The organism is Arthrobacter sp. CMU6 (assembly GCF_059090205.1).
In genome coordinates this window covers 1-23,655 of sequence record NZ_JBNHFL010000041.1, presented here as the reverse complement: position 1 = coordinate 23,655, position 23,655 = coordinate 1, and the positions used below count along the sequence as shown (strand labels likewise).

Sequence of the window (23,655 nt, the reverse complement as noted above, 5' to 3'; positions counted from 1 at the left end):
GGGTGCCTGGGCCCGTTCCCGGGATTCTCACAGCCGGTCAGGCCAGGGACGGCTCGGCCTCGCCGGCCACCGCCTGGAATCCATCCGCCGGCTGCTTCACCTTGGTGAACAGCCCGGTTTCCACCGTCAGCCCGGGGCCGAACGCCATGGAGCAGACGCGCTCGTCCCCGTCCCACGGAGGAAGATCCACGATGTGTTTGAGGACGAAGAGCACCGTGGCGCTGCTCATGTTGCCATAGTTCCGCAGCGTTTCCCGGGCCGGATGCAGCTGCTCGTCGGTGAGGTCCAGCCGGGACTGCACCTTGTCCAGGATGCTCCGGCCGCCTGGGTGGATGGCCCAGTGGGTGATGTCGCGGTAAGCGAGGCCCCGCAGCGAGGGGTCTTGGGCCAGCAGCGGCTCGAGCGCGCCCACAATGTGGTCGTCGATGATGTGCGGCACGTAGTTGCCAAGCACCATCTCAAATCCTTCATCGCCTATGTTCCAGGCCATCGAATCCTCACCCACCGGGGTCAGGACCGTCTCGAAGTGGTCCAGCCGCAGCAGCGGCGGGGATTCCAGGTCCTCGCGTGCCGTCACGACCGCTGCCGCCGCGCCGTCCGCAAACAGCGCAGACCCCATGATCGTGTCGGGGTCGTTGGAGGTCCGCACGTGCAGGGAGCACAGTTCGGCGCACACCACCAGGACAACCGCCGTCGGGTCCGCCGCACAGAAGGATTTGGCCGCCCGGAGCGCCGGGAAGGCTGCGTAGCAGCCCATGAAGCCGAGGTGGTAACGCTGCACCGCAGGGTTGAGGCCCAGGGCGCGGACGATCTTGTAGTCCGGCCCGGGGTTGAAAAAGCCGGTGCAGGAGACCGTGATGAGGTGGGTGATGTCCTGCGGGTCAATGCCGTCGCACTTGGAAACGGCCGCGTCCGCCGCCTGGATGAAAAGCTTGGTGGCTTCCTCGGCGAAGAGGTTGTTGCGTGCCTTGGTGCTGGGGCTCCGCAGCAGGCCGGTCTGCGGATCAAAGAACTGCGGGTTTTCGGCGGTGGAGTCCAGGGTCAGTTCGCGGACCGCCGTGTAGCGGGTGTCGATGGCGGCGGAATCAAAGCAAGTGGACACAAGCCGTGAGCCAAGGCGTGTCAGCCCGGGCTGCGCTGCGAACACGTCACGGGCCTCATGCTGGATGAGCAAAGTCGGCGGAACTGCAGTTTCGAGAGCTCTCACGTAGACCGTCATTCGTTCATTCTTAGCGAGAGCGCAGGTTAAGACAATGGATTGGGCTGGCCGCAGCCGGCTACTCCGCGGGACTGGACAACTCTGGCGGGAGGTAGCACCATCACGATTGTGACCACCAGACCCGCCGCAGAACAGCGCCTGGACGATCTGGCGCGCCTGCGCCGCGTCCGCGACCGCATCGACAGGGAGTACGCCCAGCCGCTGGACGTCGAGGTGCTTGCCCGCGGCGTGAATATGTCGGCCGGGCACCTCAGTCGGCAGTTCCGGGAAGCCTACGGCGAGCCCCCGTACGCCTACCTCATGACGCGGCGCATCGAGCGGGCGATGGCGCTGCTGCGGCGCGGCGACCTCAGCGTCACCGAGGTGTGTTTCGCCGTCGGCTGTTCGTCGCTGGGGACGTTCAGCAGCCGCTTCACCGAGCTTGTCGGCATGCCGCCCAGCGCCTACCGGACGCAGGCGGCGGGGGAGGCGGCGGGCATCCCGCCGTGTGTGGTGAAACAGGTGAGCAGACCGGTCAGGAATCGAGAAGCGGTCCTGCCCGGCCGTACCTAGACTGATCGGCATGAACCTCACCATTCACTACACTTTCCTTCCGCATAACGACGCCGAGGCCTCCCTGGCGTTCTATCGCGACACTCTCGGTTTTGAGCTCCGCAATGACGTGGGGTACGGCGGGATGCGCTGGCTAACCCTCGGCCCGCCTGACCAGCCGGGCACCTCCGTGGTCCTGGAACCGCCGGCTGCCGATCCAGGCATCACGGAGGACGAGCGGCGCACCATCACCGAGATGATGGCCAAGGGCACCTACGCCCGTCTGGTGCTCGGCACCCCCGACCTGGACGGCACTTTCGACAAGGTGCAGGCCAGCGGCGCCGAGGTGGTCCAGGAGCCCACTGACCAGCCATACGGCGTCCGCGACTGCGCCTTCCGCGATCCGGCGGGGAACCTGATCCGCATCAACGAGGTCCGGTAGTTATTTTCGGCCACGGCCGGCGGGCGCAGCTGCTGCGTCCGCCGGCCGTGCGGCGTTGCTGTTGCCGCAGCCGCGCCAACGAACAAGAATCAGACATGGCGCGCGAAGCCTGCGGGCTCAACCTGCTATCCGCTTATCAGATGGAGACACGATGACCATAACCACGAGGACGGACACGAAGTCTTCCGGACTGCACACCGCCGACGGCCATGACCTGATCCGGGTACAGGGCGCGCGCGTAAACAACCTCAAGGACGTCAGCGTCGAGATCCCCAAGCGCCGCCTGACCGTGTTCACCGGTGTCTCCGGCTCGGGCAAGAGCTCCCTGGTGTTCGGCACGATCGCCGCGGAGTCGCAGCGGATGATCAACGAAACGTACAGCGCCTTCGTGCAGGGGTTCATGCCCACACTGTCGCGGCCCGACGTCGATGTGCTGGAGGGGCTGACGACGGCCATCATCGTCGACCAGGAGCGGATGGGGGCCAACCCGCGCTCCACCGTGGGCACCGCGACCGACGCCAACGCGATGCTGCGGATCCTCTTCAGCAGGCTGGGCCAGCCCCACATCGGCTCGCCCAATGCCTACTCCTTCAACATCCCGACGGTGAAGGCCAGCGGAGCAATCACCGTCGAGCGCGGCAACAAGACCAGGGCGGAGAAGGCGACGTTCAACCGGCTCGGCGGCATGTGCCCCCGCTGCGAAGGCATGGGCAACGTCAGCGACTTTGATCTGACCGCGCTGTACGACGACAGCAAGTCGCTCAGCGGGGGTGCCCTGACCATTCCGGGCTACAGCATGGATGGCTGGTACGGCCGCATCTTCAGCGGAGCCGGCTTCAACATGGACAAGCCGATCAACAAGTTCACCAAGAAGGAACTGCACGACCTGCTCTATAAGGAGCCGACGAAGATCAAGGTCGAGGGCATCAACCTGACCTATGAGGGCCTCATCCCCAAGATCCAGAAGTCGATGCTGTCCAAGGACGTGGACGCGCTGCAGCCGCACGTCCGGGCCTTCGTGGAGCGGGCCATCACGTTCACGACCTGTCCCGACTGCGGCGGCACCAGGCTCAGCCAGGAAGCATTGTCGTCGAAGATCAAGGGCAAGAACATCGCCGACGTCTGCACCATGCAGATCACCGACCTGGCCGACTGGGTCCGGGACCTGGAAGAGCCCTCCGTGGCCCCGCTGCTCGCCGGGCTCCAGCACCTGTTGGACTCGTTCGCGGAAATCGGACTGGGCTACCTCTCGCTGGACCGGCCGTCAGGCACACTGTCCGGGGGAGAGTCGCAGCGCACCAAGATGATCCGCCACCTCGGTTCCTCGCTCACCGACGTCACCTACGTCTTCGACGAGCCCACGATCGGCCTGCACCCGCACGACATCGAGCGCATGAACTCCCTGCTGCTCCAGCTGCGTGACAAGGGCAACACAGTGCTCGTCGTCGAGCACAAGCCGGAGAGCATCGCGATCGCCGACCACATCGTCGACCTCGGCCCGGGCGCCGGCACCGGCGGCGGCACCGTCTGCTTCGAGGGCACCGTCGACGGGCTCCGGGAAAGCGACACCATCACCGGCCGGCACCTCGACGACCGGGCGCAGCTCAAGGCTTCGGTGCGTTCCGCTTCCGGCGCGCTGGAGATCCGTGGCGCGTCGACGAACAACCTCAAGAATGTCGACGTCGACCTCCCGCTCGGCGTGCTCTGTGTCCTTACCGGCGTTGCCGGTTCCGGCAAGAGCTCGCTCATCCACGGCTCCGTCGCCAAGCGCGAAGGTGTGGTGGTGATCGACCAGGCCGGCATCCGCGGTTCACGGCGCAGCAACCCTGCCACCTACACCGGGCTGCTGGAGCCGATCCGCAAGGCGTTTGCCAAGGCCAACGGCGTGAAGCCCGCTCTGTTCAGCTCCAACTCCGAGGGTGCATGCCCTACCTGCAACGGTGCCGGCGTCATCTACACGGACCTGGGCGTCATGGCCACGGTCGAGACCACCTGCGAGGAATGCGACGGCAAGCGTTTTCAGGCGGCGGTTCTGGAGTTCACGCTCGGGGGCCGGAACATCGCAGAGGTGCTGGCCATGTCGGTCGCGGAGGCCGAGGAGTTCTTCGAAGATGGCGACGCGCGCACACCTGCCGCCCACAAGATCCTCGACCGGCTGGCCGACGTTGGGCTTGGTTACCTGACCCTCGGCCAGCCGCTCACCACACTGTCCGGCGGTGAGCGGCAGCGGCTCAAGCTGGCCGCGCAGATGGCAGAGAAGGGCGACATCTACATCCTCGACGAGCCGACCACGGGCCTGCACCTGGCCGACGTCGAAAACCTGCTGGGCCTGCTCGACCGGCTCGTCGACTCGGGCAAGTCTGTGATCGTCATCGAACACCACCAGGCCGTCATGGCGCACGCCGACTGGCTCATCGACCTCGGGCCAGGCGCGGGGCACGACGGCGGCAGGGTCGTCTTCGAGGGATCGCCGGCTGATCTTGTGGCCAGTCGGTCAACGCTGACCGGCGAGCACCTCGCAGCCTACGTCGGCGCCAGCTGACCCAGCGCGGGCCGACCTGCGCGAACGTACACTTGTGGCCCCAGATCCGCCCGGATTTGGGGCCACAAGTGTACGTTCGCGCGTTCCCGCCGGGTTATGCCGCCGCGCCGGGCAGGACGGCCAGGCCGTCGGCGACAACGCGGCCCTCGTGGATAACCGTGCGGTCCGCGCCCCGGTCCATGACGGTGCTCGTGACGGTTTCGCCGTCGACAAGGACGATGTCCGCCACGTCGCCAACGGCCAGGCCCGGCCGGTCGTTGTGGCTCGTGAGGCCGCGGACTGAACGGTCCATGATGGAGGCACCCCCAACGGTGGCGATCGCCGCGCAGTGCTCGATCAGCCGGTCCTGGCGCAGCCGGTGGGTGAAGGCCAACTGCCAGGTGCGGTCGAGCATGTCACAGTTGCCGTACGGGCTCCAGTAGTCCCGCTGGCCGTCCTCGCCCAACCCAACCCGGATCCCGGCGTCGGTCATCCGGGCCAGGTCGAACTGGGTGCCGCCACTCGCCGGGGCCACGGTCGCCCAGGCAATGTCCAGTTCGGCCATCTGCTCCAGGAGCCGGGCGGTCACGTCGGGATGGACGTTGGCCAGGTCGTAGGCGTGGGAGAGCGAGACGCGCCCCTCCATGCCCAGTGCCCGGGTTCGTTCGAAGATGAGCTCCGCGCTGAAAACGCCGAGGTGGCCGGGCTCATGCAGGTGGATGTCGACGTCGACCCCGTACTTTTCAGCCAGGCCGAAAACGATGTCCAGATGGCGCACCGGATCCCGGTCCAACTGGCAGGGATCAATGCCGCCGATGGTCGTGGCACCCGCCCGGAGGGCATCCTCAAGGAGGGGCACGGTGCCGTCCTCCAGCAGGAGCCCGGCCTGCGGAAATGCCATGATCTCCACTGTTGCGGCGCGGGCGAAGCGTTCCTTGGCCGCCATGACCGCCTCGAAGCGCTCCAGTTTGCAGTCGACGTCGATCTGGGCATAGGAACGGACGCGGGTGGTGCCCCGCGCAATCATCCGTTCCAGCGTTCCCGCCACCACCTCCGGGTAGGGGATGGGAGTATCGCGCCAGTTCTCCCGGTCATTGCACATCATGTTCCATACCCCGGGCCCGCCGGTGTGCTCCCGGAACGGCAGCCCGATCCGGGTCGAATCGAGGTGGACGTGGACGTCCGTGAACGCGGGAAGTGCGAGCCTGTTGCGCCCGTCCACTGTGTCGCCGGCATTCCCGGCATTCACGACGGCGGTCCCTCCGGGGTGAAGGGCGACGATATGCCCCTCCCGGACCTCGACATCCACCGCGTCCCCGCCCCACGGGCGAACGTGGGTGATCAGCATGTGTTCCTTCCTTTCGGCCAGTGAAGCTTGCCGTGAAGATTATCAGGGCTACAAGGACGTTCTTTCAGGAGCCGGATGCTGGACCGGACGGCTCGGGGGAGAGGGGTGAGGCTTAGTAAGGCGACTTATTGAAGTTTCAACCAACTGGGTGGTATGTCTAGGGTTACCGGGGCGGGAATTCACCTTGCCGCCGAGACCTGGGGATCCAAGTGAAGTAACAGCAGAGCGCCTCCACACACCGAATTAGGCCGCCGAGAAAGTCGGTTCAGTCAGAGCCGAGTTGGCCACGGCACCGGGAGTGTCTGACATTATGTCAAGCTGGTCGTCTGGTGTGTCTACCAGGAATGGCGCCTCCAGCACCATGCCGGCTGTGCTGCCGGGGTTCAAAGCACGGCGACGCCCGATCTGGACGGCTGGCGGGACTCTGCCAGGCTTTGCCCGAAGGATTCCACGGCTCGGTTGGAATCCTTGTCAGTGCTGGCGAGAAGTTCAAAGCGGCAAACTTGTGGCTGAAACCTCGGGGAGAAAATGCTGATCTGCCAGCCGCATGGAACCGCACTACAGGATGCCTTCACCCCACTTCCGCGCCCACATACATAACGCCGATAATCAGCATTATGTAAAGTAAAGCCGATTGTGCCGCTTTGTACTACAAGACCAGGCCTCCCCCGTAGCCCAGGGTTTGCCTTTCCGCCGCTATGGAATCGAGCATGCGCACCCATGACGGAACTGCCCCTAGTTGGCGGCACATAAGACGTGGAGTGAATACTTCATTCCGAGCCCGGCTCGCTCTGGCAAGGGTCGGAACGGGCGGCAACAAACATTGCGGCCCAGCCGGTGGGCGACCTTGTGACGCGGCGGCAATACGGCCGCGTGTCCCCTATCCGCAGAAGACATCATCCGCTGGCAGAACCGGCGATTGCCTAGGCCTGATTGTTCCTGCGGAGCGTCTGCGGTGCGCAGACAAAGAACACCGGCTGCTCAACCTGGGCGAACGGCACGACGAGCCAGCGGCCGCCGTAGAACTCGACGTACGAGTCCGGCGCGCACTTGGCGAAAGCTTCTTCGCGTGTCATCGTCTTTCCTTTCACTAGGCTCTTGCGCTGTAGGACTGCCATCACCGTCAGACCCGCTAGACGCTCCGACCACCCCAAGTGATACTGTTTACTATAGACATTCATTGATAAAGGTCAATAGACATTCAAGGTTAAATGTCACGTCTTCTGGAGGTGCTCAATGACTACCTGGAAAGAGCAGCTCGCCTTCGCCCCTTTGGAGAACGCGGACCGAGGCGAGGAGGTGGGACGCCGCCTCAGGCATGCCATCGAACTAGGAGTGCTCGAAGACGGCTCCCAGCTGCCCAGTGAAAGTTACCTTGCGGCCAGAATGGGAGTTTCCACCCTGACCCTGCGGGCCGCGCTGGCTGAGCTGCGCGGGCTGGGCCTTGTGGAGACCCGGCGCGGCAAAGGCGGCGGAAGCTTCGTAAAGGCCAACACCGGGGACATCGCGCGCGTGCAACGCCAGTCGCTTGCGGCTTACTCTCTGGAAGACCTGCGGGATCTGAGGGAGTACCGAGCATTCCTGGCCGGCAGCGCCGCCGCCGCGGCTGCCGACCGGTCCCACCGGCTCTCGATGGGACGCCTCGTCTACACATCCGCCGAGATCCGGGACTGCAAGCAGGCTGCGGACGCAATCCGGGCGGACAGTAAGTTTCACATCGAGCTCGCCGCCAGCTCGGGCTCGGTGAGACTCACCCGCCAGGAAGTGGCACTGCAAGCCGAGGTGGGTCCGCTGATCTGGGTGGACCCGGCCAGCCATACGGAAACGGCCGCAGAAGATCATACGAAAATAGTCGAGGCGATCAGGGCCGGTGACGCCGTTAGTGCCCGAGCGCTGGCTGAGGAACACGTCAGGCGTGACATGAACCTGGTAATCGACGAGCGAATGGAGTTGGACCGCACACCGACCGATTCGCCGCACCCTCCGGGCACGGCCGACGACGCTGTGGCCGCCATCGAGTCACTGGCCGCCATGTTTTACAGAACTGCCGCCACCTCCGTGCGCGAGCTCGAACAAGCGGTGCGTGCCAGCATCGCGTCCGGAGCCAGCCGAGACCAGGCCGACGCGGACATCTACTCTGCAGCCAGAAGGACCATGGCCATCGGTGTCCCGCTTCTCTACGGAACCGGCTTTATCGCCGAGCAGTCGTACTTCGGTGAAAGCTGGATTGCCTGGTGTTATACACCAGCGGGTCCTGAATCACCCCAGCGGCTCTACATCGACATGGACCTCTATGACGTTCAAACTGCACCGTGGCGACCCGACGATACCGCCGATGACACGACTATCCACACCAGCCACGCGTACGTGGATGTTAGTGGAACGAACGAGAACATCATTACCTTCAGCAAGCGGGTCACCATGGCCGGAAAAAATGTCGGAACCGTCGCTGCGGACGTCCGCGTTAGTCAGCTCCAGGGCTCACTCGAGCCCCACATGCGGCTGTTGCCGCCGAACACCTGCATCGCGGACCAGCATGGCGCGATCATCGCGACCAACACAGGCCGCTTCGTTGGCGGAACCATCTCGGCAGCCGACGAAGTCGAACGACGAGCCCTCCCCGGGGTGCCATGGTGGCTCTGCCTGGGACTGGCCGGAGAAGACGCAGGGCAGGCTCCGTAACGAGTGCCAGGGAGCCGGCATCAACGTTTCGCGGATAGGGGCTATCGAAGCCTCGGCTAAACCGCACTCCCCCATGCACCGGTTCAGCGGGTGTGGATCCAGCCGACGCCGCCGCCGAAACGTACGTGGCTGCCGCATCCGGCACACAACCACTTGCCCTGGAACCATCGGCGTTCACTTACACTGCGGCAGGGGTTGATTTCCGGATTGCCGGCTTCAGCACTGGCCTGCACCATGGCGGCCAGCATGACCCGGACATCCGTCTCGTAAATGTCCATCGCGTGGAAGTCACGCAGCTCGCAGCCCCCAGCGTGCAGGCACGTACCATCGTGCAGCTGGCGGGCGATCGCAAGAACCGCCTCGTCGCTGACCGTAACGGTCAGGACCGGAGCAGCGAAGTCGTCGGCAGGGCACGTCCGCGGCGTTGGAAGATCGGCAAACGAACCGTCGATCAGGTCGTTTATCGTAGCGGTCATCGGTGCTCCTGTGTTGTAGTTGGTTTCCCCTCGTCTGCAGCATCTGGTGATGCAAGTCACGTTCACTCGCTTCAAGAGCAAAGTTACGGCACTTTATACATCTAGTCCAGCATTTTTAAATCCGAGACCGCAGAAGCAAGAACGCAATGGCGGCGGCATGCGCAACGCACACCCGATGAATCTGCGGAAAGGCGGGGGCAAGCCGCCGTGGATGACGGGATTGGAAAATTAATAAACGCGCTTCTGAATGTTTTTGTAGTGCCGCTCCCGACCTCGAACTCACAGATCAGCGCCAGTGCGATGTTCGCGCACGCGCTCGAGCCACTCGGCGATCAACGCCCTGATGAGGCCGGGCTGCTCGTGCGGCAAGGCATGGCCTGCCCGGTCGAGTACGGCGAATGTGGCCCGAGGATAGTGCTCGAGAAGATCCCAATGGCCCGCGTAGCCCACCGTGGAGTCCTGGCGTCCGGTGACGATAAGGACCGGGCGGGAGTACGGCGGGCCAGCTTCGGGACTGCTGCTGAACCGCCAGTGTTGGCCGATCCGCTCGAGTCCGGCTTCGTCGACCAGGTCAAGGGCGGGGACGACGTACTCCTTGTACCGCTCCAGCATGGCCTGCGACTGCACGACAAAGTAGTCGCGAAATACGGTCTCTTCGGCCGGGCTGAGCGTCTCACCCGGATTGACTGAGGCATGCAGGACCTGGTGTGCAGGAAGATTCCAGGTGTTCTCGCCCAACGGACAGATCAGCGCAAGCCCTGCCACCTGTTCCTGGCGACTGCCGGCGATGGCTCGGGCATAGTAAGCACCGGCCGAATGGCCTACAAGCCGGAACTGCCCATCACCGATCACGCCATCGATAAACGCGAGCAGGAGGTCGAGGACGTCGTCTGCGCTGTGCAGGGTGTCCGACGCCGGCGTCTGCCCCATGCCCGGCAAATCAGGGTAGAGGCGCCGGTAATCAGGGAGCTCGCTAAATATCGGCTCCATGGCACCGACCATCTCCCGGTGATCCACGCCGGCGCCGTGCAATACAAGGATTGGAGCCCCATCACCGTGATCGACATAATGCACTGGTGTTCCGCGTGCTGAGTACTCCACAGCGTCAGCCTAAACCAGGACCCATTTGCGTGATAGTCAGCGACCGCGTGGGATAAACGAACGCGCCACTCCCCCGCTAATCCGGGATCCTGCCGGGGCTATAGGGTCAGCCGATAGCCTTCATAGCTTTTTTACGTCTATCGGGTCCTGCGGTTCCTACAGATGCTTGATGCATCAGTCACGAATCTCGCCCGCTCTTCCTCGAGGAGAGGCTGGGCAGATCTGGAGAGTAGGAACTTTATGTCCCAGACGGAATTTTCAGTCAATGGCCGCAGCTACGCTTTTTCGGATGCCCCTGTGGTGGTCATCTGCATCGACGGCAGCGAGCCCGCCTACCACGAAGAAGCTATTGCGGCCGGACGGATGCCGTGGCTCAAGGAGGTGCTTGCCTCCCGGGGCAGTTCATGGGCGGCCCACTGCGCCGTTCCGACGCTGACGAACCCGAACAACATGTCGATTGCCACTGGCCGGCCGCCGGCCGTCCACGGGATCTGCGGCAACTACATCCTGGACCCCGAGTCCGGCGAAGAAGTCCTGATGAACGATCCGAAATTCCTCCGGGCCCCCACGATTTTCGCCGCGGCGGCCGCCGCCGGGCTGTCAGTAGCCGTGGTAACGGCAAAGGACAAGCTCTCCAGGTTGCTTGCCGCCGGACTCACCCAGCCGGGCCTGGACCCCGCCGGTTCCGGGGCCATCGTTGCCCCGTCGAACAAGGGCATCTGCTTTTCGGCCGAAAAAGCCCACCAGGCAACGGTCGAAACGAACGGCATCGACGCCGTGATGGAAATGGTCGACATGGACTTGCCCGAGGTCTACTCGGCCGAACTCAGCGAGTTCGTCCTGGCAGCAGGGGTTCGCCTGCTGGCACAGCGCACCCCGGATCTGATGTACCTCACGCTGACGGACTACATCCAGCACAAGAACGCCCCGGGAACCGAGACAGCCAACGACTTCTACGCCATGATCGATCGCTACGCGGCGGCACTGGATGAGCTCGGGGCTGTGGTTGTGATCACCGCAGACCACGGCATGAGCCCGAAGCACAAGACTGACGGAACGCCGCAGGTCATCTATCTGGAAGAGGAAGTCAACCGTGTTCTGGGCATCACCGGGGAAATGCCCGACGGCGGCAGTCGCGTCATTCTTCCCATTACCGACCCGTACACCGTGCACCACGGCGCCTTGGGCTCCTTCGCCAACGTCTACCTGCCGGAGAACGCCGACCGGGAAGCGGTCCTCGGCGCCCTGAGCGGTCGTGCTGGAATCTCCGGTGTGTACCGCTCCGAGGAAGCCGCTGAGCTGTTCGACATGCCGCTGGACCGGATGGGGGACATCACCATCCTCTCGGACAAGAACACCGCACTTGGCCGCTACGCCGCCTGGCACGACCTGGGCAACCTCGAGGTTCCCCTGCGCTCCCACGGCGGACTGGGTGAACTCAACATTCCGTTCTTCATCAACCGTGTTCTCCCCGCCCCGACCGGCACAGAAAGCACGGCTCCCAATGGGGACAAGGCCCTGACACACAACTACGACGCATTCTGGGTGGCCACAACCCACGCCTCGCTCAACCTTGCGGGCATCAGCTGATTACTCCCCCGGCAGGGCCCGCCGGCACCGGCGGGCCCTGCCGGGCCAAAGGCCCTGAGGGCCATGCCAACAACAGGTTTGTATGACGAGAGGACTCAGCAGTGTCCGATTCAAACTCACCCCAGACCCAGCTACAAACCCAGCCGCCAGAGGGAACAGGAAACCTGAAAACCTCCACGAAACGGCAGGAGCTTCTCAAATGGCAGATCCGAATCTTCGCTCTCTCGTGGCTGGCGTACGCCGCCTTTTACTTTCCCCGTTCAGCGTTTTCCGCCGCCAAAGTCGGCATCCTTGAGGAAGGGTTCCTCACCCGCCAGACCCTGGGGCTTCTGGACTCTGTCTACCTGGCCGCTTATGCCGCCGGACAGTTCATCTGGGGCGCCTGCGCCGAAAAATACGGCACCCGCGTAGTCGTTGCCGGCGGCATGGTCATGGCAGGCGCGGCCTCCCTCCTCATGGGGATCGTCCCCGCCGTCGCCTTGTTCCTGCCACTGATGATCGCCCAGGGCCTGGCACAGTCAACCGGCTGGGCAGCGCTGAGCAAGAACATCGCCTCATTCTTCACCATCAGCAAACGCGGCCGCGCCATGGGCTTCTTCTCCACCAGCTACGCCTTCGGTGGCCTGGCAGGCGCACCCGTGACCGGATGGGTCGCCTACTCGCTCTTCGACAGCTGGCGATGGGCGTTCGTCGCCGGCACCGTCGTCATGGCCTTTGCCTTCGTGCTGTTCATGATCTTCCAACGTAACTCGCCCCAGGAGGTGGGCCTGCCGGGGATCGATGAGGATCCCTCGCTGCTGGACCATACGCACGAAAGCGGAGCCAAACCGTCAGCCGCCACCCCGTCACCCAAGTCGAAGTTCTCGATACGGGACCTGCTGGCAGCGGTCCGTTATGAGCCGATGGTGCTGCGGCTGGGCCTGGTGTACTTCCTGATCAAACCGGCCCGCTATGCGATCCTGCTCTGGGGCCCGGTCCTGGTCCTGGAGGCAATGCCGAACCTGAGCGCCATGACCGCAATCATGGTCCCCGTCGCCTTCGGTGTCACCGGGATGGTGGCACCCGTCCTGGCAGGCTGGATGTCCGACACGGTCTTCGGTGCCCGGCGTGTTCCGCCGAGCGTCCTGTGCCTGTTGCTGATGGTCGTGGCGCTCGCCCTGTGGCAGGCGATCACCCAGACCGGTTCCCTCCCACTCATCGTGGCACTTCTCGCTTTCATCGGGCTGACCGCCTATGCCTCCGACGCGATGATCTCGGGAGTTGCGGCGGTGGACTTCGGCACCTCCAGGTACGCTGCCGGGGCCACGGGCTTCATCAACGGCTGCGGCTCGATCGGCGCCATCCTCGGCGGGCTCCTCCCCGGCTTCTTCTCGGGCATAGTGATCTTCTACACCTTTGCCGGAGCAGCCCTGGTTGCCGCCGTCATCCTCATGCCGTCCTGGAACAAGCGCCCCATCAGTGCCTGATGACCTCCGGGACGTCCCCGGAGGCAGCACCAGCAGCACGCAAATCATCAGAGGAAAAATGAACACCTTCACAGACTCCGAATTGAACCTGAACTACATCGACGGCCAATGGCGGCCGTCCTCAAGAGGAACCACCTTTAGCAACATCAATCCGGCGGATACCCGGGATGTCATCGGAAATTTCCCGGACTCCTCGGCGCAGGACGCGTTGGACGCTGTCGGGGCTGCAGAGAAAGCACGTCAGCACTGGGACTCACTGGGAACCATCAAGCGTGGTGACATGCTGTTCGCAGCCGCGGAAATCCTCGCTCGGCGCAAGGAGGAGCTGGCACGGGCGGTCACGCGGGAACAGGGAAAATGCCTGCGGGAATCCCTTGGCGAAGCCCAGCGGGCCGTGGACATCCTGCGCTACGTTGCAGGTGAAGGCCGCCGGCTTTCAGGTTCAACCCTTCCGGCCGACGAGCCCAGGAGCATGGCGCTGACCTGGCGCAAGCCCATCGGCGTCGTCGCCCTGATCACGCCCTGGAATTTCCCGCTGGCCATTCCTGTCTGGAAAATCGCCCCCGCACTGCTCTCCGGCTGCACCGCTGTCCTCAAACCGTCACCCCTGGCGCCGCACACCGCGGCCCTGCTGGTGGACATCTTTGTCGAGGCCGGAGTTCCCGCCGGCGTCCTGAACCTCGTCCAGGGCGACCGGGAGCCCGGGGAGACCCTGAGCAACCACCCTGAAGTAAAGGGCATCTCCTTCACCGGTTCGCTGGGCGTGGGCCTGGCCATCCAGCAGGCGGCCGCGCCCCGGCTGGCCAGGACCCAGCTCGAACTCGGGGGCAAGAATGCGCTCATCGTCCTCGCCGATGCCGATCTGGACCTGGCGGCCGACGCCATCCTGCACGGCGCTTTCGGGCAGGCCGGACAGCGCTGCAGCGCCACCAGCAGGGTCGTCGTCGAACGAACCGTGCGTGAGGAGCTGGTGGGCAAGGTGCTCGACCGCCTGGCAGAGCTCACCATCGGTGACCCGTTCGACGCCGACACGAAGCTGGGTCCCGTGGTCAATGGGGACCGGCTCGCCGCCTGCGTGCTGGCCATTGAAAAGGCCCGCAGGGACGGCGCCACGTGCCGTACCGGCGGCGCGGTCGCAGATGACGGCAACCTGGCCCACGGCTACTTCATGGAACCCACCCTGCTCACCGACGTCGCCCCTGACTCCGAGCTGGCCATGGAGGAAGTCTTCGGACCCGTCCTGGCCGTCATTGACGCGGAGAACTTCGACCACGCCATGGACATCTCCAATTCCGTCCGGTACGGGATGTCCGGCACCATCTTCACCAATGACCGCAAGCACATCTACGATGCCCTGGATCGGTTCGAAGCAGGCATGCTGCACGTCAACCGGCCCGGGGTTGGGGCCTGGCCGCACATGCCGCACATGGGCGCGAAACTCTCCCAGTACGGTGCACCGGAATGCTCGCCGGAAACCTGGGACTTCTATATGGAGTGGCGGTCCGCTTGCATCAGCTTCCCCGCGTAAAGGCGAGCAGCTAGGTTCGGGATCATGAATCTGAGCATCCAGGGCCTGCGGATTTTTCTCGCCGTCGTCGAAACCGGGAGTTTTTCGGCGGCGGCACGCAGACTGTACATGAGCCAGCCTTCGGTGTCCGCCCACGTCCGCAGCCTCGAAACGTCCCTCTCGGCTCATTTGCTGGACAGGGGCCCGGCCGGCGCGTCGCTCACGCCGGCCGGGCAGGTGCTGGCCAACCACGCCCGGGCGATCTTCGCCGTGATGGACCAGGTCGACGCCGACGTCGCTGCAGCCCAGGGGATCCAGGACCGCAAGCTTTCCGTCGCCGGCACCAGCACGCTCGGCTCCTACTTGCTGCCCCGGGCCCTCAGCCGGTTCCTGGCCGAAAATGACGGGCTCAGGACCGAGCTGCGCGTAGGAAACACCGAGGCGGTTGCTGACTGGCTGATCAACCGGGAAGTGAGCCTGGCTATTTGCGCCGGTGAAATCGACCACGAGCAGCTGGAGGGGACGGTGATCTTCGAGGACGCGCTGGTCCTGGTGGCCGGACGTGCAAGCCCGCTTGCCGGACGTGACCTCACTCCTGACGACCTGGAAGGCCAGCGGTTCCTGCTTCGGGAAATAGGCTCATCCACCAGGTTCGACCAGGATCAGGCACTGGCCGACTGGAATCTTACCCATGCAGAGCAGTGGACCATCTGGACGTCCGAAGCAGCAAGGGAATCAGTCCGGGCCGGACTGGGGCTGGCGCTGGTTTCCGAACACGTGGTGGCACAGGACCTTCGCTCCGGCGAACTCGTCCGGCTGAAAATCCATCCCGCGCCCCGGCACCGCCCGGTATCCCTGGTCCGCATGGCCGGGCAGCCGCTGACAGCGATCGAGGAAACGTTCGTGGAAATGATCCAGAAAATGCACTCCTGGCCTTGAGCCCCCGGCTGACGGGGCTCGCGGCCGAATCTTTGCCGGACAACGTCAGGCGTACATTCACGTAATTGAGAGGCAGAACCTATGAACTCCAGAGATTCCCTGAACCGGCTCGACGGCGAGCGTACGGACCTCCTGATTGTGGGCGCCGGGATTGTCGGCCTCGCGCACGCCTTCGAGGCCCACCGCAAGGGATATACCGTTCGGATCATCGAACGGGACGCCCGGCCCAACGGGGCGTCCATCCGAAATTTCGGCCACTGTTGCATCACGGCCCAGGACGGCGAATACCTCGACACGGCCTACAGGTCACGGGAGGGCTGGCTGGCGGCAGCCGCAGCGGTGGGATTCTGGTCCCCGGAAGCCGGGGCACTCGTCGTCGCACGAAGCCGAACGGAACTAGCCGTTCTTGAACAACTCAGCGACAAACGCGGCACCGACAGCGTGCAGCTGCTCACGGCAGGGCAAACCACGGATCGACTCGCCTCTGCCGGTTCCCCTGACGCGCAAATCTGCGGCGGGGCGTTCCTCCCCGCGGACCTGCGCGTGGATCCGCGCACAGCGGCACCGGACATCGCAAACTGGCTGCAAAACCAGGACGGGGTCCAGATCCAGTGGGGCACCGCAGTCAAGGACATCCAGGCGGGCACCGTCGCCACCACCCGCGGCGACTTCCACGCAGACAAGGTCCTCATCTGCGTCGGGCACGACCTGGACCACCTGCTCCCGGACCTCGCTGCCCGCTACCAGGTTCAGCGCTGCGCGCTGCAGATGGCCCTGGCCCCGGCACCGGCAGGCTTCACCCTGGACTCGGCAGTGCTGACCGGAACCTCCATGACGCGCTACGACGGTTTCACCACCATGCCCGCGGCTGAGGCGCTCCGGCAGGAAATCCGCGAACACAGCCCGGAACTGATCGATATCGGAGCCAACGTCATGTTCACCCGGCGGCCCGACGGCACGGTCCTGCTGGGCGACAGCCACGTCTACGGACAAACCATTGGCCCCTTCCAGGATGAATGGATGACCACACGGCTGCTCGGTGAGATCGAGAAGATCCTCGGCACCAAACTGACAGTTACGCAACGCTGGCAAGGAATCTACGCCTCCAGCCCGCTGACCTGCCTCCTCCGCGAAGAGCTCGATCCAGTCACCACGGCGATAACGGTGACCTCGGGGATCGGCATGACCCTGTCGTTCGGCATTGCCGCCGAAACGATTGAACGCCTGTGATGCGGGAAGGGCCCGTGGCAGCCGGCTCCCCCGCCCTCCCCTGCCGCCCCTTCGGCAGCCTCATTACAGCCATGATCACGCCGTTCACGGCAGCCGGGGAGGTGGATGTGGACACCGCCTCTGAGCTTGCTGCGAGGCTGGTCGACGGCGGCAGCGACGGGCTCGTTGTCTGCGGAACAGCCGGCGAGGCCTCCACCCTCGAAGATCAGGAAAAGGAGGACCTCGTCCGGGCAGTCAAGGAGGCGGTGGGCGACAAGGCCAGCGTAGTCGCGGGTACCGGTACCAACGACACTGCCCGGTCCATCAGCATGGCCCGGCGTGCCGCCAAGGCAGGCGCGGACGGCCAGCTGGTGGTCACCCCGTACTACAGCAAGCCCACCCAGGCAGGGGTGATGGAGCACTTCACCAGGATCGCCGAAGCAACGGAGCTTCCGGTGATGCTCTATGACATACCTGGCCGCGCCGGTATCGCCATCAGCACCGACACCATTAAGCGCCTCGCCGAGAACGCGCGCATCGTTGCCCTCAAAGACGCAAAAGCCGACTTCAGCGCCACGACGGTAATCCTGTCCGAAACTGACCTCGCCGTTTACGCCGGAGACGATGCGCTCGCCCTGCCGTGGCTGGCTGCCGGTGCGGCGGGGTTGGTCAGCGTTACCGCCCACGCCGCCCCGGACGTGTTCCGGCAACTGGTCGACGCCGTCCACGGCGGAGACCTGGCCCTGGCCAGGCGGCTTCACTTTGAGTTGGCTCCGCTGGTCCGCGCCGTGATGGGGCACATTCCCGCGGCGACCGCGGCTAAACACATCCTGCACCGGCAGCGGAAACTCCCGAGCGCCGTTGCCAGGTCCCCGCTGACGGCACCGACAGGGAGTGAAGCCACGAACCTTGCGGCGGAACTTGCCGGAACGGCCTGGGCCCTTTCCTGAACGCTCAGGAATCTAGAACACTTCTTCGGGGCCGAGGGTGGACGCTGCATACTCCGGTCGCCCTCGGGGCTGATATGTCTGGATGGTGATGCCCCGGGACGTGGTCCGCGAGCTGACCAGCTCGAGCGCGATGTCGGGACCGGACTCAGGGAACAGCCGTGTTCCCTGGCCGACGACGACGGGATAGGTGAGCAGGTCGAGCCGGTCAACCAGGTCATGGGCCAGCATCCACCTGACGAGGGCGCCGCTGCCCGGCACCAGCAACTCGCCGTCGCGATTCGCCTTCAGGTTACCGACGGCCGTGGCGATGTCGCCCCGAAGGACAGTCGTGCCCGCCCACAGCGGGTCGGCGAGGCTGGTGGACACCACGTACTTGGGGCGGCTGTTCAGCGCGGCGGCGATCGGGTTCGTGTCGGGATTGGACATCACGCCCCAGTAGCCGGCGAAGATCTCGTACGTCCGGCGGCCGAAGAGAAATGCATCGGCGCCGCCATAGACCTGGTTGAGGTAGTCCCCTGCTTCGGCGTCCAGGAGCGGGATGGCCCATCCCCCGCGGTCGAAGCCGCCGCTGCGGTCCTCGTCCGGTCCGCCCAGCCCCTGCATAACGCCGTCAACCGAGACGTTGGTTGTGGTGGTCAGCCTCATGTCGCGTCACCTCGTTGGATAACGGCCGCGGACCCCTGCCGGATCTGCGCTACTTGCTACAGCCAAGCACACTCGCGGGTGCCGCGCGAGGTTGAAATGGGCGCCTGGCCCCGCTGGCCGGTGGCTAGGATGTGCATGTGAAGCAGCAAACCCATGAGTGGCAGGCCTCGTCCAGCACGTCCGAGCCTTCCCCCGGTGTCTTTTTCATCGAGGGGCCTGCGTCAAATTGGATCGTGGTCCGCGACGGGACCGGATTTCTGATCATCGACAGCGGTTACCCGTCCGACCGTCCCCTGGTCCTGGAATCCATCCGCCAACTGGGCCTGAGCCCGTCTGACGCCCGGGCCATTCTCATCACGCACGGCCACGTCGACCACACTGGTTCAGCGGCATACTTCTCCGAAACCTATGGCACGCCCATCCTCTGCGCGCCGGAGGAGCTGGCCCACGTCCAAGGGGAGGAAAAGCACCAGGTCACCTTCGGCCAGGTCATCATCCGCGCCTGGCGGCCCCGCGTGTTCCGCTGGATGGTCCACGTCATCAGGTCGGGGGCCCTCAAGGCGAAGCCTGCAGGGGATGCCCGGGCCTGGAGTGCCGACACGCTAACGAACCTTCCCGGCAAGCCGGAGGCCGTTCTGCTGCCGGGGCACACGCCCGGCAATGCCGCGATTCTGCTTCCTGAAGCTGGTGCGATAGCGGTGGGTGATTCGTTCGTCAGCGGCCATCCGCTGAGCCGGACCGGAGGACCTCAGATGCTGCACCACATGTTCCATGCCGACCCTGCACAGGCGCTTGCGGCCACCCACCGCCTAGATGACATCGACGCTTCGGTGGTGCTGCCCGGCCACGGGCCTGCTCTCCGCATGCCTCTGGCAGGCGCCCTGGAAACCTTACGCGGCCAGGCGGCGTCAGGCCCCGAAGGCGCCTGAGCAACTCGTGGCGTTGCCGCTATGAATACGGTCCCCGATAGCATAAAATGAATGACGTTCATTTATTAGCCCGGGCCGCTGGACGTCCGGGCCGACGCCGTTCAATTCGTAAGGAGCCACCGACAGTGACGCCGGGGACAATTTCAGGAAGCACATATGATGCTCGCGATCTTATAGGGACAGAGGTCAGGGTGGAGCGTGGAGGCACGGTCATCCGTGTGGGCTTCGTTGAAACTGCCATGCCCTCCGGGGACCTGTTCTGGATCAGGGCCAACGGATGTGAACCCCGTGAATTGTTCGGTTCGGCGCTGGGTCACACGGTTGTTCCTGCATCGGAACCAGACGGGCTGGCTGGCTAAACCGCCACTGCCCGTCACCTGTGGCGTTGGGCCTTTAGGAGCCGGAAGCTGCAGGAGCGGAACGCTGATTCACCTCGGCAGTCAGCCGGTCGATCCGGTCAACCGCCGCGTCAAGGTTTTCGACTGTCGACCACAGGGCAGGCTGTTCCTGCCGGATCTGTTCAAGCGTTCGGCCTGCGGAGGTGAGCGCCGCGAGGTCGAAACTCACGTTGGTGCGCGCCCCGGTCACCGCTGCCCTGAGGGCTCCGAACGCGACGACGACGTCGGCAACAAGCGCCGGATTCCCGTTGGACGCCAGCCACTCCAGGTCCCCAATGGCGTCGATAGCGCGCTCGCCGAGCACGGCGGAGGCCTTGGCGGCATCCACAGATGCCCGGTGTATTGCCTCCTCCCGTTCCGGCCCCGGATCCAGCCGGAAGGCGGCGCCGAAAGCCGCGGACGCCGAGGAGTCCTCGTCGGCCAGCCGAAGGGCGGCTTCGCGCAGTGAACGCACCCGCGCGTGAACATCGGCCAGCTCCTGCCGCTGGTGCCCGTCAGCTTCCGTATATCCAGCGACCATGGATGCCAGTGAGGCGGCGATGGCAAGCATCACGCCCGCCCCGGCACCACCGCCAGGGGAACCAACGGACTCCGCCAAAGCTTTCGTCCAATCCTCAACTGTCGAACGCTGTGTCGTAACCGCCTGCGAATCATCACTCATGGCACCAGTCTGCCGTACGCCGCACTCCCCCTGCCGCACGGTCAGGACGAGACAGGCCAGCCGGGGAAGTACTACGCCCGGCGCATTTGGACCGGGAACCGAAAACGCAGAGACCTATTTGGGTTGCATCACATATTCTGGCGAATCGCGGCTGGATACGATGAAGTGACCGGACAAAGCCGTCCGGGCGGATCGACGCAGAAGGAACCTCATGACCGCGGTTACGGTGGACGACATCCTTTCGGATTTCCCGCTGGGTTTTGCCACCCTCATCCTGCGTCCGGCCCCCGAGCGCTCGGCCGTGGAGCGCTTCCTGATCGTCGATGCCGACGATGAAACTTCCGACGCCGGCGCAGCCTTCGTCCTGCTGATCGGCGTTCGCGGCCGCTCGGCTTTGCCAGCGTTGCGCCGGCTCCTGAAAAACCCGCCGCCGATTGTCGCGGTCAAGGGATTGCGTGAGGAGCTGACGGAAGCTGAAGAACTGCTGGGTGCCGCAGGAACGGGGCTGCTGCTGGTGGACCCGGGTGCCGATTGGGACCGGCTCCTCTCTATCGCCAAGGACCGGATCCAGCCGCGAAGTTACCAGAGTGAAGTTCTGACACTGCTGGAGGAGGACCTGTTTGCCATTGCCCAGACCACCGCGCGCCTGACCTCCAGCCACGTGGTCATCGAGGACGCCGCCAACAAGGTCTTGGCCTACTCGACAGTCTCGAACGACATCGACGAACTCCGCAAGGCGTCCATCCTGGCACGGCGGGGACCGCGAAAATATGAACTGCTGCTCAAGGACCTCGGGGCCTACCGCGAACTGCACAGAACCCGACTCCCCGTGCGAGTGCCGGCCCGGCCGCAGGACGGCCTTAGGGAACGATTGGCCATCACACTGTTTGCCGCTGACCGGATCATGGGTTACATCTGGCTTCAGGAAACGGGGGACGGCTTCGGCGCGGATGTTGACTACGTGCTGAGGGGATCCGCGGCCCGGGCGTCGGCCGAGCTGATCCGTTACCGCAACCAGCAGTCCGTGCACATGCGCGAAGACCGCATTGCCCGGATTCTGTCCGGCGCCGCGGAGGCAGCGGCCACTGCGCGCAGCGGCAAAATCCCGGCGGAACGTCCCGCCGCACTCATCCTGATCGGAATGTCCCAGGCCGACACCCAGGCCGATGATGCCGCGCTGAAGCACGGCGAGTTGGCCAGCCTGGCATCCATCCACGCCGCCGCCTTCAAGGCGTCGGCAGTCGTCGGGCAATTCAAGGGCGACACCGCCGTCATCGTTCCGGGTCTGCTGTCCACTACTGGCGAATCCGGGCTGAGGAGCCTGGCCGAGTCCATCGTCAAAGACGCGGCCAAGCACTTGGGCATCAGCCCCTTCGCGGCTGTCGGGCCGGTCTCCCCTGATCTGCTGAGTCTCCACTCGGTCACTCCCGTCACCGAGGCCCTCCTGGAGTGCGTCGGTGCGTCCCGTCACACCTCCGTGGCCACGGTGGCCGACTTCGAGGCCGAAATCCTTTTCCGTGACGCCGTCCGGAAGTTCTTGTCCTCGGCGTTCCGCCACCGTAGCTTGTCAGCGCTTCTGCGGAATGACGGCGAGCTGGCGGAAACCCTGCATGTTTATTTGGACGCCTCGCTCGACGTGGCCGAGTGCGCCAAACGCATGGCCCTGCACAAGAACACCGTCTACTACCGAATCAGCAAGGCCGCCAGGGTCACCGGCCTTGACTTCGGCAATCCCCGCGATGCGCTGGTGGCACTGCTGCACATTCAGGAATGGGCCTGCACCCACAAAGAACTTCAGGGCAGGAAATGACGACGACACTCGATGCTCCCCCGTTGGGCCCACTGCTCGATGACATCGTCCGCACCCACAGACCGCAGAGGGAAGCAGGTTCTGTGCCGGCGAACATCCCCTCCCTGGCGTCCGTTCCATTCAACAGGTTCGGCATAGCTGTCGCGACCGCAGCCGGGGAGGTCTTCGCTTCAGGCGACGCCAATGTCCCCTTTTCCATCCAGAGCATCTCCAAGGTGTTCACCCTGGCGATGGCCCTGCGCCGGGACAGCGCGGGAACACTCTGGGCCCGCGTGCTGCGTGAACCTTCCGGCACGGCCTTCAATTCCCTCGTCCAACTGGAAGTGGAGCACGGCATCCCCCGCAACCCGTTCATCAACGCCGGCGCCCTGGTGGTCACCGATCACCTGATGGGAGAGACTCCCGATGCCGCCGCCGCGCTCCTGGGCTTCCTCACCGGACAGGCAGGCCAGACAGGACCGTTCATCGACGCGGCAGCAGCGGCAAGTGAGCTGCGCAACAGCAGCCGCAACCTGGCCCTGGCCCACTTCCTCAAAGACTTCGGCAACCTCAGGCAGCCAGCCGAGTCGGTGGTGGAAAACTACGTCCGCCAGTGCTCCATCATGATGACCTGCGTGGAACTGGCCCAAGCCGGGCTCTTCCTCGCCCGGGACGGTCACGGAACCTCCGGGACCGTGGTGTCCCGGAGCGAGGCGAAACGCATCGGCTCCATCATGCTGACCTGCGGCATGTACGACGCCGCCGGGGAATTCGCCTACCGCGTTGGACTGCCCGGAAAAAGCGGCGTCGGCGGAGGCATCCTGGTCATCGTGCCCGGTCACTGCGCCATCTGCGTCTGGAGCCCCCGGCTTGACGCCAAAGGAAATTCCCTTGCGGGCAGCGCTGCTCTCGCCGATCTGTCCGACCGCACCGGCTGGTCCGTTTTCTGAGGGCAGCCCAGCGGTCGGCGCAGGCTTCGAACCGGACTCCGTTCCCCCACATATTTCCCCACAACCAGTCAATCCATCCCGGATCGAAAGGAACACCGTGCCCCACGACAACCCCAATGGCGAGGTTGCTTTGCATCAGGCCGACCCGTCTCATTCACATGTGTCCGAAAACCTTCTTCACGCGGAGGACAAGGGCTACCACAAAAGCCTGAAGCCGCGGCAGATCCAGATGATCGCCATCGGCGGCGCGATCGGCACCGGCCTGTTCCTGGGCGCCGGCGGCCGGCTCAACGCCGCCGGCC

The 23,655-nt window shown here is 64.7% G+C and carries 20 protein-coding genes and 1 pseudogene; 14 read left to right on the top strand and 7 right to left on the bottom strand.

Translation table 11 applies throughout. From position 1 onward, the window contains the following. Positions 1 to 37: 37 nt before the first annotated feature. The gene (locus AC5RWD_RS21355) at positions 38 to 1,219 is read right to left on the bottom strand and encodes a type III polyketide synthase (protein ID WP_494021929.1); all 1,182 of its coding nucleotides are present in this window, start codon (positions 1,217 to 1,219) and stop codon (positions 38 to 40) included. A gap of 108 nt (positions 1,220 to 1,327) precedes the next feature. Between AC5RWD_RS21355 and AC5RWD_RS21350 the strand changes: the two genes are divergently transcribed. The 3 genes from AC5RWD_RS21350 to AC5RWD_RS21340 all read left to right on the top strand — a co-directional run bounded on the left by AC5RWD_RS21350 (position 1,328) and on the right by AC5RWD_RS21340 (position 4,734). Beyond that, positions 1,328 to 1,771 carry a helix-turn-helix transcriptional regulator gene (locus tag AC5RWD_RS21350; protein ID WP_494021928.1) on the top strand — a complete coding sequence of 148 codons (444 nt, stop codon included), beginning with the start codon at positions 1,328 to 1,330 and terminating at the stop codon, positions 1,769 to 1,771. 10 nt (positions 1,772 to 1,781) lie between these two features. Then, complete coding sequence (locus tag AC5RWD_RS21345; RefSeq protein ID WP_494021927.1) at positions 1,782 to 2,192, top strand: VOC family protein; 411 nt, start codon at positions 1,782 to 1,784, stop codon at positions 2,190 to 2,192. Between the two features lie 151 nt (positions 2,193 to 2,343). Then, a complete protein-coding gene (locus tag AC5RWD_RS21340; RefSeq protein ID WP_494021926.1) occupies positions 2,344 to 4,734 on the top strand; it encodes an ATP-binding cassette domain-containing protein in 2,391 nt (796 codons plus the stop codon). A 94-nt stretch (positions 4,735 to 4,828) separates the two neighbouring features. On the opposite strand, the gene AC5RWD_RS21335 is transcribed toward AC5RWD_RS21340, so the two are convergent. Both AC5RWD_RS21335 and AC5RWD_RS21330 read right to left on the bottom strand, forming a co-directional pair. After that, on the bottom strand, positions 4,829 to 6,061 hold the full coding sequence (locus tag AC5RWD_RS21335) for an amidohydrolase family protein (protein ID WP_494021925.1): 1,233 nt from the start codon (positions 6,059 to 6,061) through the stop codon (positions 4,829 to 4,831). A 923-nt stretch (positions 6,062 to 6,984) separates the two neighbouring features. Further along, positions 6,985 to 7,137 carry a hypothetical protein gene (locus tag AC5RWD_RS21330; protein ID WP_494021924.1) on the bottom strand — a complete coding sequence of 51 codons (153 nt, stop codon included), beginning with the start codon at positions 7,135 to 7,137 and terminating at the stop codon, positions 6,985 to 6,987. A gap of 160 nt (positions 7,138 to 7,297) precedes the next feature. Between AC5RWD_RS21330 and AC5RWD_RS21325 the strand changes: the two genes are divergently transcribed. After that, on the top strand, positions 7,298 to 8,743 hold the full coding sequence (locus tag AC5RWD_RS21325; RefSeq protein WP_494021923.1) for a GntR family transcriptional regulator: 1,446 nt from the start codon (positions 7,298 to 7,300) through the stop codon (positions 8,741 to 8,743). A gap of 83 nt (positions 8,744 to 8,826) precedes the next feature. Here AC5RWD_RS21325 and AC5RWD_RS21320 read toward each other — a convergent pair whose 3' ends face one another. Both AC5RWD_RS21320 and AC5RWD_RS21315 read right to left on the bottom strand, forming a co-directional pair. After that, positions 8,827 to 9,219: a hypothetical protein gene (locus AC5RWD_RS21320; protein WP_494021922.1), complete on the bottom strand. Its 393-nt coding sequence runs from the start codon at positions 9,217 to 9,219 to the stop codon at positions 8,827 to 8,829. Between the two features lie 279 nt (positions 9,220 to 9,498). Next, positions 9,499 to 10,320, bottom strand: a complete 822-nt coding sequence (locus tag AC5RWD_RS21315) for an alpha/beta fold hydrolase (protein WP_494021921.1) — start codon at positions 10,318 to 10,320, stop codon at positions 9,499 to 9,501. A 240-nt stretch (positions 10,321 to 10,560) separates the two neighbouring features. Between AC5RWD_RS21315 and phnA the strand changes: the two genes are divergently transcribed. The 6 genes from phnA to dapA all read left to right on the top strand — a co-directional run bounded on the left by phnA (position 10,561) and on the right by dapA (position 17,981). Next, positions 10,561 to 11,910, top strand: a complete 1,350-nt coding sequence (gene phnA, locus AC5RWD_RS21310) for a phosphonoacetate hydrolase (protein WP_494021920.1) — start codon at positions 10,561 to 10,563, stop codon at positions 11,908 to 11,910. Positions 11,911 to 12,011: 101 nt separating this feature from the next. After that, positions 12,012 to 13,376, top strand: a complete 1,365-nt coding sequence (locus tag AC5RWD_RS21305; RefSeq protein ID WP_494021919.1) for an MFS transporter — start codon at positions 12,012 to 12,014, stop codon at positions 13,374 to 13,376. Between the two features lie 58 nt (positions 13,377 to 13,434). Next, a complete protein-coding gene (locus tag AC5RWD_RS21300; protein WP_494021918.1) occupies positions 13,435 to 14,904 on the top strand; it encodes an aldehyde dehydrogenase family protein in 1,470 nt (489 codons plus the stop codon). Between the two features lie 24 nt (positions 14,905 to 14,928). Then, a complete protein-coding gene (locus tag AC5RWD_RS21295; RefSeq protein ID WP_494021917.1) occupies positions 14,929 to 15,822 on the top strand; it encodes a LysR family transcriptional regulator in 894 nt (297 codons plus the stop codon). Between the two features lie 81 nt (positions 15,823 to 15,903). Further along, positions 15,904 to 17,052 (top strand): TIGR03364 family FAD-dependent oxidoreductase, encoded by a 1,149-nt coding sequence (locus tag AC5RWD_RS21290; RefSeq protein ID WP_494021916.1) that lies wholly within the window; start codon positions 15,904 to 15,906, stop codon positions 17,050 to 17,052. A 14-nt stretch (positions 17,053 to 17,066) separates the two neighbouring features. Then, complete coding sequence (gene dapA / locus AC5RWD_RS21285; protein ID WP_494021915.1) at positions 17,067 to 17,981, top strand: 4-hydroxy-tetrahydrodipicolinate synthase; 915 nt, start codon at positions 17,067 to 17,069, stop codon at positions 17,979 to 17,981. A 12-nt stretch (positions 17,982 to 17,993) separates the two neighbouring features. Here dapA and AC5RWD_RS21280 read toward each other — a convergent pair whose 3' ends face one another. Further along, complete coding sequence (locus AC5RWD_RS21280) at positions 17,994 to 18,626, bottom strand: dihydrofolate reductase family protein (protein ID WP_494021914.1); 633 nt, start codon at positions 18,624 to 18,626, stop codon at positions 17,994 to 17,996. A gap of 137 nt (positions 18,627 to 18,763) precedes the next feature. On the opposite strand from AC5RWD_RS21280, the gene AC5RWD_RS21275 reads away from it, so the two are divergent. After that, the gene (locus tag AC5RWD_RS21275) at positions 18,764 to 19,555 is read left to right on the top strand and encodes an MBL fold metallo-hydrolase (RefSeq protein WP_494021913.1); all 792 of its coding nucleotides are present in this window, start codon (positions 18,764 to 18,766) and stop codon (positions 19,553 to 19,555) included. Positions 19,556 to 19,948: 393 nt separating this feature from the next. On the opposite strand, the gene AC5RWD_RS21270 is transcribed toward AC5RWD_RS21275, so the two are convergent. Then, a complete protein-coding gene (locus AC5RWD_RS21270) occupies positions 19,949 to 20,614 on the bottom strand; it encodes a cyclodeaminase/cyclohydrolase family protein (protein ID WP_494021912.1) in 666 nt (221 codons plus the stop codon). Between the two features lie 211 nt (positions 20,615 to 20,825). Between AC5RWD_RS21270 and AC5RWD_RS21265 the strand changes: the two genes are divergently transcribed. The 3 genes and pseudogenes from AC5RWD_RS21265 to AC5RWD_RS21255 form a co-directional block, all read left to right on the top strand. After that, the gene (locus AC5RWD_RS21265) at positions 20,826 to 22,424 is read left to right on the top strand and encodes a PucR family transcriptional regulator (RefSeq protein WP_494021911.1); all 1,599 of its coding nucleotides are present in this window, start codon (positions 20,826 to 20,828) and stop codon (positions 22,422 to 22,424) included. Beyond that, on the top strand, positions 22,421 to 23,353 hold the full coding sequence (locus AC5RWD_RS21260; protein WP_494021910.1) for a glutaminase: 933 nt from the start codon (positions 22,421 to 22,423) through the stop codon (positions 23,351 to 23,353). The genes AC5RWD_RS21265 and AC5RWD_RS21260 overlap by 4 nt, the downstream gene beginning before the upstream one ends. A gap of 130 nt (positions 23,354 to 23,483) precedes the next feature. Next, positions 23,484 to 23,655: pseudogene (locus AC5RWD_RS21255) on the top strand (amino acid permease); the annotation flags it as partial.